This window comes from Stenotrophomonas sp. TWI700 (assembly GCF_039673645.1).
Taxonomy (GTDB): Bacteria; Pseudomonadota; Gammaproteobacteria; order Xanthomonadales; family Xanthomonadaceae; genus Stenotrophomonas; species Stenotrophomonas maltophilia_AA.
The window spans coordinates 342,928-359,690 of sequence record NZ_JBDJMB010000002.1; the positions used below are offsets into that span (position 1 = coordinate 342,928).

18 protein-coding genes are annotated in these 16,763 nt (G+C 68.5%); 7 read left to right on the plus strand and 11 right to left on the minus strand.

Annotated features, from left to right (window positions below; genetic code table 11):
* Positions 1–188: 188 nt before the first annotated feature.
* Both ABE473_RS03330 and ABE473_RS03335 read left to right on the plus strand, forming a co-directional pair.
* Complete coding sequence (locus ABE473_RS03330; RefSeq protein WP_346488485.1) at positions 189–1,358, plus strand: class I SAM-dependent rRNA methyltransferase; 1,170 nt, start codon at positions 189–191, stop codon at positions 1,356–1,358.
* A gap of 162 nt (positions 1,359–1,520) precedes the next feature.
* A complete protein-coding gene (locus tag ABE473_RS03335; protein WP_346488486.1) occupies positions 1,521–2,765 on the plus strand; it encodes a dipeptidase in 1,245 nt (414 codons plus the stop codon).
* Here the strand turns inward: ABE473_RS03335 and ABE473_RS03340 are convergent.
* The 3 genes from ABE473_RS03340 to ABE473_RS03350 all read right to left on the minus strand — a co-directional run bounded on the left by ABE473_RS03340 (position 2,669) and on the right by ABE473_RS03350 (position 5,946).
* A complete protein-coding gene (locus tag ABE473_RS03340) occupies positions 2,669–4,294 on the minus strand; it encodes an amino acid permease (RefSeq protein ID WP_346488487.1) in 1,626 nt (541 codons plus the stop codon). The genes ABE473_RS03335 and ABE473_RS03340 overlap by 97 nt on opposite strands.
* Before the next feature lie 146 nt (positions 4,295–4,440).
* Entirely contained in the window at positions 4,441–4,851 is a 411-nt protein-coding gene (locus ABE473_RS03345; RefSeq protein ID WP_346488488.1) for a hypothetical protein, read from the minus strand.
* Between the two features lie 99 nt (positions 4,852–4,950).
* The gene (locus ABE473_RS03350) at positions 4,951–5,946 is read right to left on the minus strand and encodes an aldo/keto reductase (protein WP_346488489.1); all 996 of its coding nucleotides are present in this window, start codon (positions 5,944–5,946) and stop codon (positions 4,951–4,953) included.
* A gap of 103 nt (positions 5,947–6,049) precedes the next feature.
* Between ABE473_RS03350 and ABE473_RS03355 the strand changes: the two genes are divergently transcribed.
* Complete coding sequence (locus tag ABE473_RS03355; RefSeq protein ID WP_176991009.1) at positions 6,050–6,949, plus strand: LysR family transcriptional regulator; 900 nt, start codon at positions 6,050–6,052, stop codon at positions 6,947–6,949.
* Positions 6,950–6,995: 46 nt separating this feature from the next.
* Here ABE473_RS03355 and leuE read toward each other — a convergent pair whose 3' ends face one another.
* Both leuE and ABE473_RS03365 read right to left on the minus strand, forming a co-directional pair.
* Positions 6,996–7,622: a leucine efflux protein LeuE gene (leuE, locus tag ABE473_RS03360; RefSeq protein ID WP_346488490.1), complete on the minus strand. Its 627-nt coding sequence runs from the start codon at positions 7,620–7,622 to the stop codon at positions 6,996–6,998.
* Positions 7,623–7,681: 59 nt separating this feature from the next.
* On the minus strand, positions 7,682–8,605 hold the full coding sequence (locus ABE473_RS03365; protein ID WP_346488491.1) for a LysR family transcriptional regulator: 924 nt from the start codon (positions 8,603–8,605) through the stop codon (positions 7,682–7,684).
* A 91-nt stretch (positions 8,606–8,696) separates the two neighbouring features.
* Between ABE473_RS03365 and ABE473_RS03370 the strand changes: the two genes are divergently transcribed.
* From ABE473_RS03370 to ABE473_RS03385, 4 genes are all read left to right on the plus strand, one after another.
* Entirely contained in the window at positions 8,697–9,704 is a 1,008-nt protein-coding gene (locus ABE473_RS03370; RefSeq protein WP_346488492.1) for a zinc-binding alcohol dehydrogenase family protein, read from the plus strand.
* Positions 9,705–9,741: 37 nt separating this feature from the next.
* Positions 9,742–11,325: a DNA recombination protein RmuC gene (rmuC, locus tag ABE473_RS03375; protein ID WP_346488493.1), complete on the plus strand. Its 1,584-nt coding sequence runs from the start codon at positions 9,742–9,744 to the stop codon at positions 11,323–11,325.
* Between the two features lie 85 nt (positions 11,326–11,410).
* Positions 11,411–11,767: a hypothetical protein gene (locus tag ABE473_RS03380; protein ID WP_346488494.1), complete on the plus strand. Its 357-nt coding sequence runs from the start codon at positions 11,411–11,413 to the stop codon at positions 11,765–11,767.
* Between the two features lie 56 nt (positions 11,768–11,823).
* On the plus strand, positions 11,824–12,384 hold the full coding sequence (locus ABE473_RS03385; protein ID WP_346488495.1) for a glutathione peroxidase: 561 nt from the start codon (positions 11,824–11,826) through the stop codon (positions 12,382–12,384).
* A 147-nt stretch (positions 12,385–12,531) separates the two neighbouring features.
* Here the strand turns inward: ABE473_RS03385 and ABE473_RS03390 are convergent, their stop codons facing one another.
* The 6 genes from ABE473_RS03390 to ABE473_RS03415 all read right to left on the minus strand — a co-directional run bounded on the left by ABE473_RS03390 (position 12,532) and on the right by ABE473_RS03415 (position 16,664).
* Positions 12,532–13,530: a VacJ family lipoprotein gene (locus ABE473_RS03390; RefSeq protein WP_346488496.1), complete on the minus strand. Its 999-nt coding sequence runs from the start codon at positions 13,528–13,530 to the stop codon at positions 12,532–12,534.
* Position 13,531: 1 nt separating this feature from the next.
* A complete protein-coding gene (locus ABE473_RS03395; protein ID WP_346488497.1) occupies positions 13,532–13,843 on the minus strand; it encodes an STAS domain-containing protein in 312 nt (103 codons plus the stop codon).
* Positions 13,833–14,495 (minus strand): ABC transporter substrate-binding protein, encoded by a 663-nt coding sequence (locus ABE473_RS03400; RefSeq protein WP_319211097.1) that lies wholly within the window; start codon positions 14,493–14,495, stop codon positions 13,833–13,835. The genes ABE473_RS03395 and ABE473_RS03400 overlap by 11 nt, the downstream gene beginning before the upstream one ends.
* Positions 14,492–15,019, minus strand: coding sequence for an outer membrane lipid asymmetry maintenance protein MlaD (mlaD, locus tag ABE473_RS03405; protein WP_019183994.1), 528 nt, complete (start codon positions 15,017–15,019; stop codon positions 14,492–14,494). Before mlaD ends, ABE473_RS03400 begins: the two co-directional genes overlap by 4 nt.
* A gap of 107 nt (positions 15,020–15,126) precedes the next feature.
* Complete coding sequence (locus tag ABE473_RS03410) at positions 15,127–15,876, minus strand: MlaE family lipid ABC transporter permease subunit (RefSeq protein WP_019183993.1); 750 nt, start codon at positions 15,874–15,876, stop codon at positions 15,127–15,129.
* Positions 15,876–16,664, minus strand: coding sequence for an ATP-binding cassette domain-containing protein (locus tag ABE473_RS03415; RefSeq protein ID WP_346488498.1), 789 nt, complete (start codon positions 16,662–16,664; stop codon positions 15,876–15,878). The genes ABE473_RS03410 and ABE473_RS03415 overlap by 1 nt, the downstream gene beginning before the upstream one ends.
* Positions 16,665–16,763 lie beyond the last annotated feature (99 nt).

Sequence of the window (16,763 nt, forward strand, 5' to 3'; positions counted from 1 at the left end):
ATACGGCGAAGGTCTCGCTCGCAGTCCCGATGGGTGGGACTGCCGTTGCACCGGAGCCTGCGGGCTCGAATTGACGGCGACAACGTCTGGGAGCTACTCCCCTTCTGGGGCCGATTCTGCGGGGTGCCGGGGGCCGGCGTCAAATGGCGGCCTGCCGGCCGGGGCCGGGGGCCGTTTACAATACGCCCATGAATACCCCCCTTCCCGTTGTCCGCCTCAAGAACGCCTGGCGCTCCAGCCACCCGTGGATCTTCCAGAAACTGGTCGAAAAGCCGGCCGTCCGTCCCAAACCCGGTGCCATCGTCGACGTCATCGGCGTGGATGGGGAGTGGATCGGGCGTGGCTTCTACAACGGTCACTCGCGCATCGCCGTGCGCATCCTGGAGACCGATCAGGCCATCCCGGTCGACGCCGGCTGGTTCTCGCGCAAGATCGCCCAGGCGGTGTCGCTGCGTCGTGAGGTGCTCAAGCTGGACGAGATCTCCGACGCGTGGCGCGTGGTCCACAGCGAAGGCGACGGTCTGTCCGGCCTGGTCGTGGACCGCTATGGCGATCTGGTCGTGGTCGAGTTCTTCGCCGCCGGCATGTTCCGCCACCGCGAGTGGGTCTACGAGGCCCTGCGCGAGCAGTTCCCGGGCTGCCGTTTCCACAGCTTCGCCGACGAACACGTGCAGAAGCAGGAGAGCTTCGACTTCCACGGCAACACCACCACCGAAGCCTCGGTGATCACCGAGTACGGCGTGAAGTTCCGCGCCGACCCGGCCGGCGCGCACAAGACCGGCTTCTTCGCCGACCAGCGCGAGAACCGCCAGTGGCTGAGCCAGCAGGTGGAAGGCAAGACCGTGCTGGACCTGTGCTGCAACACCGGCGGTTTTGCGGTGTATGCCGCCGCGCGCGGTGCGGCCGAGGTGGTCGGCATCGACATCGATGAAGACGTGATCGCCATCGCCAAGGGCAACGCCAAGCTCAACAACGTGCGTCCGAAGTTCATCCAGTCCGACATCTTCCCGTGGCTGCGCGATGCGTCCAACCGCGGCGAGCAGTTCGACGTGGTGATCCTCGACCCGGCCAAGATGACCCGCGACCGCGACCAGGTCATCACCGCGCTGAAGAAGTACCTGGACATGAACAAGCTGGCGCTGGGCGTGGTCAAGCCCGGTGGCCTGCTCGCCACGTTCTCGTGCACCGGCCTGGTGGCCGAGGATCAGTTCCTGGACATGCTGCGCCGCGCCGCGTTCTACGCGGGCCGCACCATCCAGATCCTGAAGGTGGCCGGCGCCGGTCCGGACCACCCGTTCATGGCCCACGTGCAGGAATCGCGCTACCTCAAGGCCGTGTTCTGCCGCGTGGTGGATTGATCCGCACCGGGATTCCGGCCACGTTAGGCATCGGGTAGTGCCGGCCGCTGGCCGGCTCCTCCTGGTCTCCGAGTGTCGCGGGGAGCCGGCCAGCGGCCGGCACTACCGTTTGTTGTCCTCTCGGCGCTATGGTCTGACGCTTCCCATCCAAGGTGAGGCGTCATGACGTTGCGCAGTCTGTCTTTGCTGGTTTCGCTGGCGTTGTGCACGCCACTGGCCGCCCACGCGATCGAATTCACCCCGCAGGAACTGGCCAGGGCGTCCACGCTGCAGCACCGGCTGCTGACCCTGGACAGCCACCTCGACACGCCGGCCAATTTCCACCGCGACGGCTTCGACATCACCCAGCGGCACGATCACAACGCGCTGTCGCAGGTGGACTATCCGCGCATGGTCGAAGGCGCGCTCGATGGCGGCTTCTGGGCGATCTACACCGACCAGGGCGACCGCAGCGCGCAGGCGCACCAGCATGACCGCGATGCCGGCCTGCTGCGGCTGACCGAAATCCGCGAGATGCTCGCCGCGCACCCGGACACCTTCCAGCTTGCGCTGACCGCCGCCGATGCTGCGCGCATCAAGGCCGCCGGCAAGCGCGTGGTCTACATCAGCATGGAGAACGCCAGCCCGCTGGTCGACGACCCCACGCTGCTCAGCTACTACCACCTGGCCGGCCTGCGCCTGCTCAGCACGGTGCACTTCGCCAACAACGAGTTCGCCGATTCGGCTACCGACCCCAAGGGCGCCGAGTGGAAGGGCCTGAGCCCGGCCGGCAAGGCGCTGGTGGATGAAGCGGTGCGGCTGGGCATCGTCATCGACCAGTCGCATGCCTCCGATGCGGTGTTCGATGATCTGATCGAACGCATGCCGGTGCCGTTCGTGCTCTCGCACAGCTCGGCCAAGGCGATCTACAACCATCCGCGCAATCTCGACGATGCGCGCCTGAAGCGGCTGGCCAAGGCCGGCGGCGTGATCCAGGTCAACGCGTATGGCGGTTACCTGATCGATACCGGCAAGAGCGAGGCGCGCAAGGCGGCCGAGACGGCCCTGATGGAACAGCTCGGTACCGATTACGACGGCATGAGCATCCAGCAGGGCGTCGCGCTGAAGAAGGGGCTGGAAGAGATCGACCAGCGCATCCCGCTGCGCAAGGCCACGCTCGACGATTTCTTCGCCCACTTCGAGCACATCCTGAAGGTGGTCGGCCCTGAGCACGTGGGCATCGGGCTGGACTGGGATGGCGGCGGTGGCCTGGCTGATCTGCAGGACGTGAGCCAGCTGCCGAAGATCACCGCGTGGCTGCTGCGCAAGGGCTACAGCGAGAAGCAGATCGCCGGTATCTGGGGCGGCAACCTGCTGAGGGTGATGGCGCAGGCCCAGGCGCATGCCCAACAGGCAGCCAAACCCTGATCCCGGACCTGTAGTGCCGAGCCTTGCTCGGCAACGCGCAATGCAGCCGCGCATGGCTCGGCTCTACCCGAACATGGCGGCGGTAGGTGCCGACCGGTGGTCGGCACACGCCCCGATCCGGCCTTGCCCCGCACCGCCGTGCGACGCCCATAGGCGAAGTAGGCGATCAGGCCCAGAACGTTCCACGCCAGGAAGTACAGCTGGGTGGTGCTCGGCAGGCTGAAGAACAGGTACACGCAGCCGATCACCGCCAGCGGGCCGACCACGTAGGCCAGCGGCGTGCGGAACTTGCGCACCCGGTTCGGCTCGCGCTTGCGCAGCACCACCAGGCACAGGCCCACCGCGGTGAACGCGGCCAGCGTGCCGGCGTTGGCCAGTGCGGCGATCTCGTCCAGGCGTGCCACACCGGCCAGCGCCGCAACCAGCACGGCGGTGAACAGCGTGGTGGCGATCGGGGTGCCGGTGCGCGCGCTGACCTTGGACAGGCCACGCGGCAGCAGGCCATCGCGCGACATGACGAAGAAGATGCGGCTCTGGCCATACAGGAAGGCCAGCAGCACGGTCGGCAGCGCGATCACCGCCGCTGCGCCGATCCACTTGGCCGCGCCCGGGCTGCCCAGCTCGCGCAGGATCAGGGCCAGCGGCTCGGCGCTCTGGCCGAAGATCGTGTAGCTCATCGCACCCACGGCGGCCAGCGCCACCAGCACATAGATGATGGTGCAGCCGACCATCGAGCCGATGATGCCGATCGCCAGGTCGCGCTCGGGCTTCTTGGTTTCTTCAGCCGCGGTGGAGATCGCATCGAAGCCGTAGAACGCGAAGAAGATGATCGCCGCGGCCGCCATCACCCCGCGTTCCACGCCATCGGCGCCCAGCGATTTGACGAAGCCGAACGGCATGAACGGCTCCATGTGGCCGGTATCGAAGTGCGGCAGGGCGATCGCCACGAACACGGTCAGCGCGATGATCTTGATCACCACCAGGACCGCGTTGAGGGTGGCGCTCTCCTTGGTGCCGGCCATCAGCATGCCGGCCACCAGGAAGGTGATCAGCACCGCGGGCAGGTTGATGAAGCCGCCTTCCACGTGGGGACCGGCGGTCAGCATCAGGGGCAGGTCGATGCCAAAGCCATGCAGGAAGCCGACCGCGTAGCCGGACCACCCGACCGCCACCGTACTGACCACCAGCGAGTACTCCAGGATCAGGCTCCAGCCGACCACCCAGGCCACCACTTCGCCGAGCGCGGTGTAGCTGTAGGTATAGGCGCTGCCGGCGGCCGGCATCATCGTCGACAGCTCGGCGTAGGACAGGGCCGCACAGGCGCAGACCGCACCGGCGATCGCGAAGGAGATCAGCACCGCGGGGCCGGCCAGGTTCGCGCCGACACCGATCAGGGTGTAGATGCCGGTGCCGACGATCGCGCCGATGCCCAGCGCGATCAGGTGCGGCCAACTCAGGGTCGGGATCAGTTGCCTGCCGGCTTCATGGACGGTGACGGTGTCTAGGGACTTGCGCCGGAGCAATGACATGGGGCCTCGCGGTGGATGACTGTTAACGACAAGTCTGCGAGTTTTACCGAACGCGGCGCAGCATTACTACTGCCAAGCGTCGTAAGCAGCTGCGCGGCGCGCATGACCGGGGCGAAGGTGACGAAAGCGGCACAAAGGCCGGACACTCATTCCCAGTGGCAGCCGGTGTCGGTGATCGCCTCGACGTCTTCGCCGAACGCGGTCTGCTGGCCGGTGCGGGCGTTGGTGTACGAGAAGTCATAGATCCGCGCGCCTTGCGAGCTGATCGCATAGTGGCCGATGACCTTGCCGCCCAGGTGCTCGTCCCACACCGTGTCGAACTGCCAGGGGCGGTCCTCGGCAAGCACCGTGCTTTCCTGCGAGGCCAGGGTCAGTCGCAGCCACTGGGTCTTGCCGGCATAACGCACATGGCTGACCCGTTCGCCGTCCGCGGTGCCCTCGGGGATTTTCCATTCGAGGTGGATCTGCTGGCGGCTGCCGCCGGTCAGGCAGCGGATTTCATCGGCGTGGGCCGGCGCGATGGCCAGCAGCAGCAACAACGGGGTAAGCCAACGCATGGGCCAGGGTCCATCCAGACAGAGAGGGGGCTATTGTCCTCCCGGCGCACCCGAAGGGGGCATCGGCCGGATCGCGCCTGCCGATCCGGCCGATGAAGCTCAGCGGTTCAACGTCGCCATCGCCGCGGGGGCATAACGCGCGCCGGCGGCGGCCTCGGCCGGGAAGATCGCATTGATGCGCGATACGTCATCGGGACTGAGCTCGACCTGCAGCGCGCCGAGGTTCTCCTCCAGGTAGGCCAGCCGCTTGGTGCCCGGGATCGGCACCAGATCGTCGCCCTGCGCCAGCACCCAGGCCAGGGCCAGCTGCCCGGGCGTCACGCCCTTGTCGCTGGCCATCGCGGTGACTGCGTCGACCAGGGCCAGGTTGCGGTCGAAGTTCCCGCCCTGGAAGCGCGGCGACTGGCGGCGGTAGTCATCGGCCTCGAAATCGGCCGGGCTGCGGATCGCGCCGGTCAGGAAGCCACGGCCCAGCGGCGAGTAGGGCACGAAGCCGATACCGAGCTCGCGCACCGTCGCCAGCACACCGTTTTCCTCCGGATCGCGCGACCACAGCGAGTACTCGGTCTGCACCGCGGTGATCGGGTGCACCGCATGGGCGCGGCGGATCGTGCCGGCCGAGGCCTCGGACAGGCCGAGGAAACGCACCTTGCCCTGCTCGACCAGCCGCGCCATCGCCCCCACGGTGTCTTCGATCGGCACCGTGCCGTCCACGCGGTGCTGGTAGTACAGGTCGATATGGTCCACGCCCAGCCGCTGCAGGCTGGCCTCGCAGGCGGCGATTACGTACTCGGGGCGGCCATCGACGCTGCGCGCGGCGGTGTCGCTCGGCTCCAGCCTGATCCCGAACTTGGTGGCGAGGAACACGTGGTCGCGGCGGTCGGCGATCGCCTTGCCGACCAGCACCTCGTTGGTGTGCGGGCCGTACATGTCGGCGGTGTCGAGCAGGGTGACGCCGCTCTCCAGCGCGCGGTGGATGACCGCGATCGATTCGGCATCGCTGCCGCGGCCGCCATAGAAGGCGCTCATGCCCATGCAGCCCAGGCCGAGCGCGGAGACGGTGGGGCCAGTGCGGCCAAGGGTACGGGTCTGCATCGGGTACTCCGGGGGGGAAGAGAGGGAACACCCCCAGCATCCTCCTGCGGACTAGGTGGATAAACTGGCTGCTCCTGCATCGTCCTTGAAGCCAGCCTTTACAATGAGTGCCCAGCACCCGCTGCCCGCCGTGGTCGCCTTCGCCCGCGTCGCGCACCATGCCAGCTTCACCCGCGCCGCCGACGAGCTGGGCGTGTCGCCCTCGGCGCTGTCGCAGACCGTGCGCGCGCTGGAAGCCCATCTCGGCGTGCGGCTGCTGCAGCGGACCACGCGCCGGGTCGGCCTGACCGAGCAGGGCGCGCGTTTCCTGGTACAGGTGCGCGAGGGCCTGGCCCGGATCGACGCCGCCTTCGAGGACCTGGACCAGGTGCGCGATGTGCCCGCGGGCAAGCTGCGCATCAACGTGCCGCGGATCGCCGCCGAACTGCTGGTGCTGCCGCACCTGCCGGGCTTCCTGGCGCGGTATCCACAAATCGAGGTGGAGCTGTTCGTGGAAACCGCGCTGAGCGACCTGGTCGCCGGTGGCTTCGATGCCGGGGTCCGGCTGGGCGAAAGCCTGGCCCGCGGCATGATCGCGGTACCGATCGGACCGCTGGAGCGCCAGGTGGTGGTGGCCACGCCGGACTACCTGGCCCGGCACGGGATACCCGCCACCCCGGCCGAACTGGTCACCCACGAGTGCATCGTGCATCGGCTCAGCACCGGCCGGCGGATGGCATGGGAGTTCACCCGCGACGGCCGCGATCTCGAGGTCGAGGTGGCCGGCCGGCTGGTGTTCAACGACGCCGGCCTGATCCGTGCCGCAGTGATCGGCGGCATGGGCCTGGCGCAGGGGTTCGAGGCGCTGTACGCCGGCGATGTGGCGGCCGGCCGCCTGCAGTGCGTGCTGCAGGACTGGCAGCAGCCGTTCGCCGGGTTCCATCTGTACTACCCGGCCCGCGAGCAGATGGCGCCCAAGCTGCGGGTGTTCATCGACTACCTGCGCGACGCGATGCGGCGCTGACGAACGGGGCGCGCGCGGTGGCCGCCCTTCCCGCGGTGGGCCGGCCTCAGCCGCTGACGCCCAGCCGCACGCCGAACCCGACCAGGAACACGCCCGCCACGCGCCTCAGCCAAAGCCCGACCCGCGGGTGCTGGAGAATCCGACGGCGCAACAGATTGCCGACCCCGATCAGCACCGAGCAGTACGCCAGTCCCATGGCGAAGATGATCAGCGCCATGGTCGCAAACGTCACCACGCCCTGGTGCCGGGCCGGATCGATGAACAGCGGCAGGAAGGCCATGTAGAAGATGATCGCCTTCGGGTTGAGCAGGTTGATCAGCACCGCCTGGCGGAAGTAGTGGCCCGGGGTGAGCCGGATACCGCCTTCATCGCCCTGGGCGCGTGGCTGGCGCAGCAGGCCGATGCCGATCCACACCAGGTAGGCCGCGCCCAGGTACTGCACGGCGTGGAACACCAGCGGGTTGGCCTTGAGCAGCGCGGCCACGCCGGCCACCGCCAGCCACATCAGGATCTGGTCGCCCAGCAACAGGCCGAACAGCGCCGTGTAGCCGCCGCGCACCCCACCGCGACCGGTGGCGGTAAGCAGGGTGAAGGTGCCCGGTCCCGGCAACGCCAGGAACACCAGCACGGCAGCGACAAAGGTCCACAGATCCTGGATGCCCATCCACGGCATGGCGGCGACTCGACAACGGGGAGGGGCATTGTCCGGCAGCCGCGCGCCGGGCGATAGCGTCAGCGCGCGCTGGTGGGCAATCCGGCGAGCAGCGGCTGCAGGCGGTGCGCGAACATCGCATGCAGCTGCCGGATCGCCGGGGAGAACTGCTTGCGGTGCGGGCACACCAGGTTCAACGGCAGGCTGTCGCCCGCGCCGTCCAGCAGCACCTGCAGGCGCCCGGCCTGGACATCGGCGCAGACATCCAGCCACGACTTGAACACGATGCCTTGCCCGGCCACCGCCCAGCGGCGCACCACGTCGGCATCGTCGCAGACCATATTGCCGCGCACCGGGATCACCGTCCGCCGGCCATCGAGCTCGAAACTCCAGCGGTCATACGCGCGCCCGGCCAGCTGGTAGAGCAGGCAGTGGTGGTCCTTCAAGGCCTCCAGGCTGTCCGGCGAACCGTGCCGGGCCAGGTAGTCCGGCGAGGCGGCCAGCACCCGGCGATTGCCGGGCAGCAGCGGCAGGGCGACGTAGCTGGCGTTGTCGAAGCGGCCCAGGCGGAAGGCGATGTCGACCGGATCGCGGAAGACATCGGCGACCTGGTCGGACAACTGCAGGCGCAGCTGCAGCTTCGGGTGTGCGGCGCGGAACTCGGTCAGCCACGGCAGCAGCAGGTTGCGGCCCAGGTCCGACGGTGCGGCCACCTGCAGCGTGCCGCGCAGCTCGGCATCCTCGCCGCGCACCCGGGCTTCGCCCTCGCGCAGCGCGGCCAACACCTCCTGCGCGTAGGGCAGGTACAGCGCGCCTTCGGCAGTCAGGCGCAGGCTGCGGGTCGAGCGCACGAACAGCCGCAGGTCCAGCTCGCGCTCCAGCCGCGCGACGGCCGCAGCCACCTGGCCCGGGAGCAGGTCGGCCTCACGCGCGGCGTTGGAGAAACTGCCCAGCGCGGCGGTGCGGACGAACAGGGCGAGGTCGTCGAACCGGATCATTTTCATTCCTGCAGTGAAAGTGCTGCCCGATTTTGCGCCTTTCTCCGCCCGGCCGTGAAGCGCACGCTGTCCGTCTTCCCCAACGGATCTCCCCACGATGAAAGCCGTCGCCTATACCCAGCATGGCCTGCCGATCAGCGACCCCGCCGCGCTGGTGGACATCACCCTGCCGATCCCCACCCCCGGGCCGCGCGACCTGCGGGTCGAGGTCCGCGCGATCTCGGTGAACCCGGTCGATACCAAGGTCCGCAACGGCGTGGCGGTGACCGAGCCGCGCGTGCTGGGCTTCGACGCGGTCGGCATCGTGGATGCGGTGGGCGACGAGGTGACGCTGTTCCAGCCCGGCGACGCGGTCTTCTACGCCGGTGCGATCGGCCGCGCCGGCAGCAACGCCGAGTACCAGCTGGTGGACGAGCGGATCGTCGGGCACAAGCCGGCCAGCCTGGATGACGCCGCCGCGGCCGCGCTGCCGCTGACCGCGATCACCGCCTGGGAGCTGCTGTTCGACCGCCTGCGCATCCCCGAGAACGGCGGTGAAGGCCAGACCCTGCTGGTGATCGGCGCGGCCGGTGGCGTCGGCTCGATCCTGGTCCAGCTGGCCCGCCAGCTGACCCGCCTGACCGTGATCGGCACCGCCTCGCGCCCGGATACCCAGGACTGGGTCTACGCGCTGGGCGCGCACCATGTGATCGACCACACCCAGCCGCTGAGCGAAGGCCTGCAGCGCCTGGGCATCGCCGAGGTCAGCCACGTCGCCAGCCTGACCCATACCGACCAGCACTACGACCAGATCGTCAGCGTGCTCGCCCCGCAGGGCCAGCTGGCGCTGATCGACGACCCCGGCCAGCTCGATGTGATGGCGCTCAAGCGCAAGAGCCTGTCGCTGCACTGGGAATCGATGTTCACCCGCTCCAGCTTCAACACCCCCGACGTGCAGCGCCAGCACGACCTGCTCGAACGCGTGGCAGCGCTGATCGATGCCGGCGTCCTGCGCACAACGCTGGGCGAGCACTACGGCCGGATCAACGCCGCCAACCTGCGCCAGGCGCACGCCCTGATCGAGAGCCACCGCGCACGCGGCAAGCTCGTCCTCGAAGGGTTCTGACGCAGCCTTTGAGACCGCCGCGGCCTACACTTGCCGCATGCAAACCGAATTCCTCATCCTCGGCGGCCTGGTGTGTGCCGTCCTCGTGCTGCAGCTGCTCGCGCTGCTGCGGCGTTCCGGCCATGGCGACCTCGAACAGACCCTGCGCGAGGAAGCGCGGGTCGGCCGCAGCGAACTGCGCGAGCAGCTCGAAGGCCTGGGCCGCCAGCAGGACGCGCGGCTGGAGAGCTTCGCCCGCGCGCTGACCGATCTGTCCACCCGCACCGACCAGCGCCTGGACCTGCTGCGCGATGCGCTCGGCGAAGATGCGCGCAAGGCCCGCGAGGAAAGCACGCTCAGCCAGCAGCGCACCGGCGACCTGCTGGCGCTGCGCATGCAGGAAGTGCGCGCGCAGCTGGAAGCGTTCGGGCACCAGCAGCAGGCCCGCATCGAAGCGTTCGGCCAGCAGCTGGTGGAACTGACCACGCGCACCGACAGCCACATGGCCGCGCTGCGCCAGGCCCTGGCCGAAGACGCGCGCCTGGGCCGCGAGGAAACCGGGCAGTCGCAGCAGCGCCTGGCCGAATCGCTGGGCCTGCGCCTGCAGGAGATGACCCAGCGCAACGAACAGCGTATCGGCGAGATGCGCGCCACGCTCGAGCAGCAGCTCAAGAGCCTGCAGAGCGACAACGCCGAGAAGCTCGACCAGATGCGCGTGACCGTCGACGAGAAGCTGCAGACCACGCTGGAAACCCGCCTGGGCGCCTCCTTCCAGCTGGTCTCCGAGCGGCTGGAGCAGGTCCAGCGTGGCCTCGGTGAAATGCAGCAGCTGGCCACCGGCGTGGGCGACCTCAAGCGCGTGCTGACCAACGTCAAGAACCGCGGCAGCTGGGGCGAAGTGCAGCTGGACAACATCCTCGAGCAGACGCTCACCCAGGAGCAGTACGCGCGCGGCGTCAAAGTGCGCCCGGACAGCAACGAGATCGTCGACATCGCCGTGCGCCTGCCGGGCCGCGGCCATGAAGACACCCCGGTGTGGCTGCCGATCGATTCCAAGTTCCCGCGCGAGGATTACGAGCGCCTGCTCGATGCGCAGGAACAGGGGGATGTCGAGGGCGTACGCCTGCAGGGCGCCCAGCTGGAGCGCGCGATCCGCATCCAGGCCAAGTCGATCTGCGACAAGTACATCGCGCCGCCGCACACCACCGATTTCGCGGTGATGTTCCTGCCCACCGAAAGCCTGTACGCCGAAGTGATCCGCCGCCCCGGCCTGATCGACCTGCTGCAGCGCGACCATCGCGTCGTGGTGGCGGGCCCGACCACCGTCACCGCGCTGCTCAACAGCCTGCAGATGGGCTTCCGCACGCTGGCCATCGAACAGCGCTCCAGCGAAGTGTGGGGCCTGCTCGGCGCGGTCAAGAGTGAGTTCGGCAAGTTCGCCGGCATCCTGGAAAAAGCCGAGAAGCAGATCACCACGGTGGGCCGCAGCCTCGGCGAAGCCAGCCGCAAGACGCGCACCATCGAACGCCGCCTGCGCAGCGTGGAAACGCTGGGCGGTGAACAGACCCAGGACCTGCTCGGCGACATGAGCGGCGAGGACGAGGATATGGCCGGCGACGAGGCCAGCACCGTGCAGGAGTAAGCGGCGACGCGACGCATGCATGCGATCGCGCATGCTGCGTGGCACGTCCTTTCCCTGCCGTCTTCCACCTTTCAAGGAACCGCCCATGCGTCTGACCCTGATGCTGTCCCTCCTGCTCGCCCTGGCCGGGTGCAGCAGCACGCCCTCCGCCGACACCACGGCGGCGACACCCGCTACGCCGAGCGCCGCTGAATGCACCGCCACCGGTGGCAGCCTGCAGCCGCTGGGTCGCCTGCAGCGCGTGCAGTGCGTGGTGCCCTACGCCGATGCCGGCAAGGTCTGCAGCGCCAAGGCCGACTGCAGTGGCCAGTGCCTGGCCACCAGCGATGTCGCGCCGGGAACCGCCGCGCGTGGCGTCTGCCAGCGCGATGTCAGCCAGAACTTCGGCTGCCGCCAGCGCATCGATGGCGGCGTGGCGCTCGGCACGATCTGCGTCGACTGATCTCCCCACGGCACGGCTATGCTGTGCCTCCCCCGATGCAACGCAAGGAATCTGCAGTGAGCCAGACCGTCTACGACATCCCCGTCACCACCATCGAAGGCCAGCCGACCTCGCTGGCCGACTACCGCGGCAAGGTGCTGCTGGTGGTCAACGTCGCCTCCAAGTGCGGCCTGACCTCGCAGTACGCAGGCCTGCAGGCGCTGTACGCCGACAAGCAGGCCGCCGGCCTGGAAGTGCTGGGTTTCCCGGCCAACAACTTCCTGGCGCAGGAGCCGGGCAGCGAAGCGGACATCCAGCAGTTCTGCCAGCTGGAATACAACGTCAGCTTCCCGATGTTCGCCAAGATCAGCGTCGCCGGTGAGGACACCCATCCGCTGTACCAGCAGCTGACCGCCGCCCAGCCGGCCGCCACCGGCGAAGGCCCGATGCGCGAGAAGCTGGAAGGGCTGGGCGACAAGTACCCGGACCTGGTGGTCAACCCGGCCCCCCAGGTGCTGTGGAACTTCGAGAAGTTCCTGATCGGCCGCGACGGCCAGGTCATCGCGCGCTTCGCCCCGGACGTGCCGGCCGATGACGCGCGCCTGGTGGCCGCGATCGACGCCGCGCTGGCGGCCTGATCGGCGGACCCGGAAACAGAAAAAGCCCCGCTTCGGCGGGGCTTTTTCTTTGCTCGCACCACGACCAACGGTCGTGGTCTACCACCTCGGTAGGTACCGACCGTTGGTCGGTGCTCGGTAGGTACCGACCGTGGGTCGGTACTCCGATCAATTACCCCAGTTCGGCATCGGCATCGCATCGACCGGGATCGGCGCGTCCGGATCGTCCTTGCCGCGCGCATGCTTGCCGCGCAGGTCGTTCTCGATCTGGTAGTTGCGGCGCTGCAGCCACGCATCGCGGACCAGCGAGTACTCGTCCACCGCGTTGTCGCGCATGTCGTCCACCGCCAGCAGCTGCGAACGCATGTCCACCAGCTGCAGGCCCTGCAGGCCGATGCGGATCTTGTCCTCTTCGATCGTGCGGATCGGCGAGAGCGGCATGTCGCCGGCCAGGCCGAACACATCGCGCACGGTACGCGGGCCGAAGAACGGCAGTTCAACGTACCGCGAACGGCGCCAGCCCCAGGTGCCCAGGGTCTGGCCGAAGTCTTCCTTGCGGCGCGGCACCATGGCCTTGCTGGCCGGATCGAACAGACCGCCGATACCCAGCGTGGAGTTCATCAGGAAGCGGCCCAGGCTGTCCCAGGCATCATCCGGACGGCCCTGCAGCAGCTGGTTGGTGATCGTCACCGGCGCGCGCAGGTTGCTGAAGAAGTTGCTCACGCCGGTCCGTGCGAAGCGCGGGACGACGTTGGTATAGGCCACCGCCAGCGGCCGTGCGACGGCACGGTCGACCACGTTGTTGAAGCTGTGCACCCTGCGGTTGAACGGTTCCCACGGATCGTACGGCGCGCCGGTGGGCTCGGTGCCGTCCGCGGTCGGGGCCGGGCCGCCGTACAGGGCGGCGAAGTCGTCTTCGGCATTGGTCGGCGCAGTGCCGCCGGTGACCGGTGCGGCGGCCGGATCGGTGCTGGCCTGCGTTGCCTGGGCGGCCGTGTCGGCGACGGGCTCGGCCGGTACCGCATCGGTGCTGGCCACATCGGCCGCCGGTGCCGCCACAGGGGCGACCTCGACGCTGACCGGTGCGCTGTCGCGTGCGGGCTTGCCGGCACAGGCGCTCAGGGCCAGCGCCAGCACAAGGAGGGGGAGGGTGCGTATGACGTTCATGTCAGCTCGCCGCAGAAAGGGCATGGAAATCCAGGGAAGGTGCCAGCCGGTAGGCGGCACGGAGGTCGGTGAAACCGACCGGGCTGCCGACGATCGTCGGCGTTGTCCCGGTTGCGCGCAGGCGTGCGGCCAGCTCGGCCAGCAGCGCCAGACCGGCGCTGTCGAGCCGGCTCACTGCCGTCAGATCCAACTGCTGCACGCCGTCCAGCGCGGTCAGCGAGGGCCACAGGGCCGTCACCGCCGCGCGGTCGAGCAGCCCGCTGAAGACCAGCGAGGTGCCGTTGCGCTGCACGCTGGCGCTGTTACTTGCCACGCGGGGCCTGCCCGGCCTGCATGCTGCCGTTGCGCAGCTCGGTGGCCACCTGCTGGATCGACTTCTGGCGCAGCGGGGCGTCGAACTGGGTCTTGAAGGTCTGCACGTAGGAGATGCCTTCGATCATCACGTCGAAGATCTTCCACTGGCCGTTGACGTTGCGCATCAGGTAGTCGACCGGGGTCGGCTCGTTGCCGGCCCGGATCAGTTCGGTGGACACGCGCACGCCGCGGTTGCCCGGCAGCGGCGACTCGCTCTTCAGGCGGAAGGTCGGCTTGCCCTGGATCTCGAGCAGGGCCGAACCGTAGCGCTGCATCAGATTGTCGGCCATGGCATCGGCGAACAGCTTGACGTCGGCATCGGAGGCGCCGCGGCCGTGCACGCCCAGCACCAGGCGGGCGGCGTAGTCACGGTCGAAGGTCTTGTTGAGCTCGCTGTTGATGAAGTCACGCAGCACGGCCGGGTTGGCCCGGAACTCGGTGCGGCGCTGCTGCAGCGAGGTCAGGATGCGGGTGCTGGCGTCCATCACGGCCTTGCCGGCCTGGCCCTGCTGGGCGGCGGCGGCTGCCGGGGCGGCCTGGGCGAAGGAGAGCGAGGGCGTGGCGGCGAGCAGGGCCGAGGCGAGCAGCGCCGGGATCAGGGTCTTTTTCATGGTTGCGGTTCCGTTGCAGGCGCGGGCGCGCCGTTGCCATCGTGGGAGTCAGCGCCACCGGTATTGGCCGGACCGCTGAACATGTACTTGCCGACCAGCTGGAGCAGGTCCACCGCCGGCTGGGTGAAGACGATCTCGTCGCCGGACTTGAGTACGTCCGGATCTCCGCCCGGCTGCAGTCCGATATAGCTCTCGCCGAGCAAACCGCTGGTGAAGATGCCGGCCGAGGTGTCGGCGGGCAGGTCCTTGAACTTGCCGTCGAGCTTGAGGGTCACGATCGAGTCGAACTTCTGGGGATCCAGTTCGATGCCCGAGACCTGGCCGATGGTCACGCCGCCGATCTTGACCGGCGCCTGCTTGCGCAGCTGGCCGATCTGGGTGAAGCGCGCCTTGAGTTCGTAGCCGCTGCCGCCGGTGCCCCACCGTTGGTTGGTGGAGGCCACGGCCAGCACCAGCAGCGAGGCCAGCGCCAGCAGCAGGAAGGCGCCGACGGAAAATTCGAGTCTGGGACCGCGGATGGCCATGGGATATCTCACTGTTCTTTGTCAGGTGCCTGGACAGGTGTCCGGGCGGGAAGTCTTTGCGTACCGAAGAAGCGCACCGAAGAGGCGTACCGACCAACGGTCGGTACCTACTGGAACATCATGGCGGACAGCACGAAGTTGAAGACCAGCACCAGCAGCGAGGCGTTGACCACCGCACGCGTGGTGGCGACCGAGGTGCCTTCGATGGTGGGCTCGGCATGGAAGCCGACATAGGACGCGACCAGGGCAGCCGTGCCGCCGAAGATCGCCGACTTCAGCATCGCCACGCCGAAGTCATCCCAGAAGTCCACGCTGTTGCTCAGCGCCGACCAGAACACGCCATTGTCCAGGCCGAGCACGTGCACGGCCTCGAAGTAGCTGGCACTGATCGCCAGCGAACAGAAGATGCCGGTCAGCAGCGGCACGGTCAGCACGGCCGCCCAGAAGCGCGGGGCGACGACCTTGGCGACCGGGTCGATCGCCATCAGCTCCAGGGCCTTGATCTGGTCGGTGGCGCGCATCAGGCCCAGTTCGGCGGCGATCGAACTGCCGGCGCGGCCGATGAACAGCAGCGCGGTCAGCACCGGCGCCAGTTCGCGGTACAGCGACAGGCCGAGCAGGGTCGACAAGGCATCGGCGGCGCCGAAGGTGGTCAAGGTGCGGTAGCCCTGCAGAGTCAGCACCAGGCCCACGAAGGCACCGCCCACGGCGATGATCGGCAGCGAACGCGCGCCGATCTTGTAGATCTCGCGGGTCAGCTCGGCCAGGAAATCGGCGGTCGGCAGCGAGCCGCGCAGTACCGTCAGCGAGAACAGGCCGGCGCGACCGAGCGAGCGGGTGGCGTCAACGAACGGCATCAGGCAACCCTCGCACGCGGGGCGGCATCGAACGGGATCGGGCCGTCCGGCTCACCGTGCAGGAACTGCCGCAGCAGCGGGTCCTGGCTGGATTCGAGCGCGGCCGGGCTGCCCTGGAACACGATGCCGCCGTTGGCGATCGCGATCACCTGGTCGCAGATCGGCAGGGTCTCGTGCACGTGGTGGCTGACGATGATGCTGGTCAGCCCCAGGCTGTGGTTGAGGCGCTGGATCAGGCTCATGATCACGCCCGAGGCGATCGGGTCCAGCCCGGTCAGCGGCTCGTCGTAGATCATCAGCGGCGGGTCCAGGGCCAGCGCGCGGGCCAGGGCCACACGGCGCGCCATGCCGCCGGACAGCTCACGCGGCCAGGCGTCGGCAGCGGCCAGCAGGCCGACCGCGTGCAGCTTCATCTGCACCAGGCGGCGCAGCATGGGCTTGGGCAGGCGGGTGTGGGTGCGCAGCGGCAGGGCCACGTTCTCGGCCACGGTCAGATCGGTCAGCAGGCCGTTGCCCTGCAGCAGCACGCCCACGCTCTTGCGCATCTCCAACAGCGCGCGTGCGCCGGTCGGGATGGGCTGGCCGAACAGGGTGATGTCACCTGCGGCCGGGCGCAGCTCACCGGTCAGTGCGGCCAGCAGGGTGGACTTGCCACTGCCCGACGGGCCGAGCACGGCGGTGATGCTGCCGCGCGGAACGGTCAGCGAAACGTCGCGCAGGATCGTGCGTCCGCCGCGGTCGATGCGGACGTTGGACAACTGCACCAGACTCTCTTCGGAAACCGTCATGAGCGCCATTAACAAAATTCCAACGTTGTAAGATCGTGGTGAACGGCTGAACATAACCGAACTGCACCGTGCAGTATTGTCGCACGGGCAGGTGAGGGC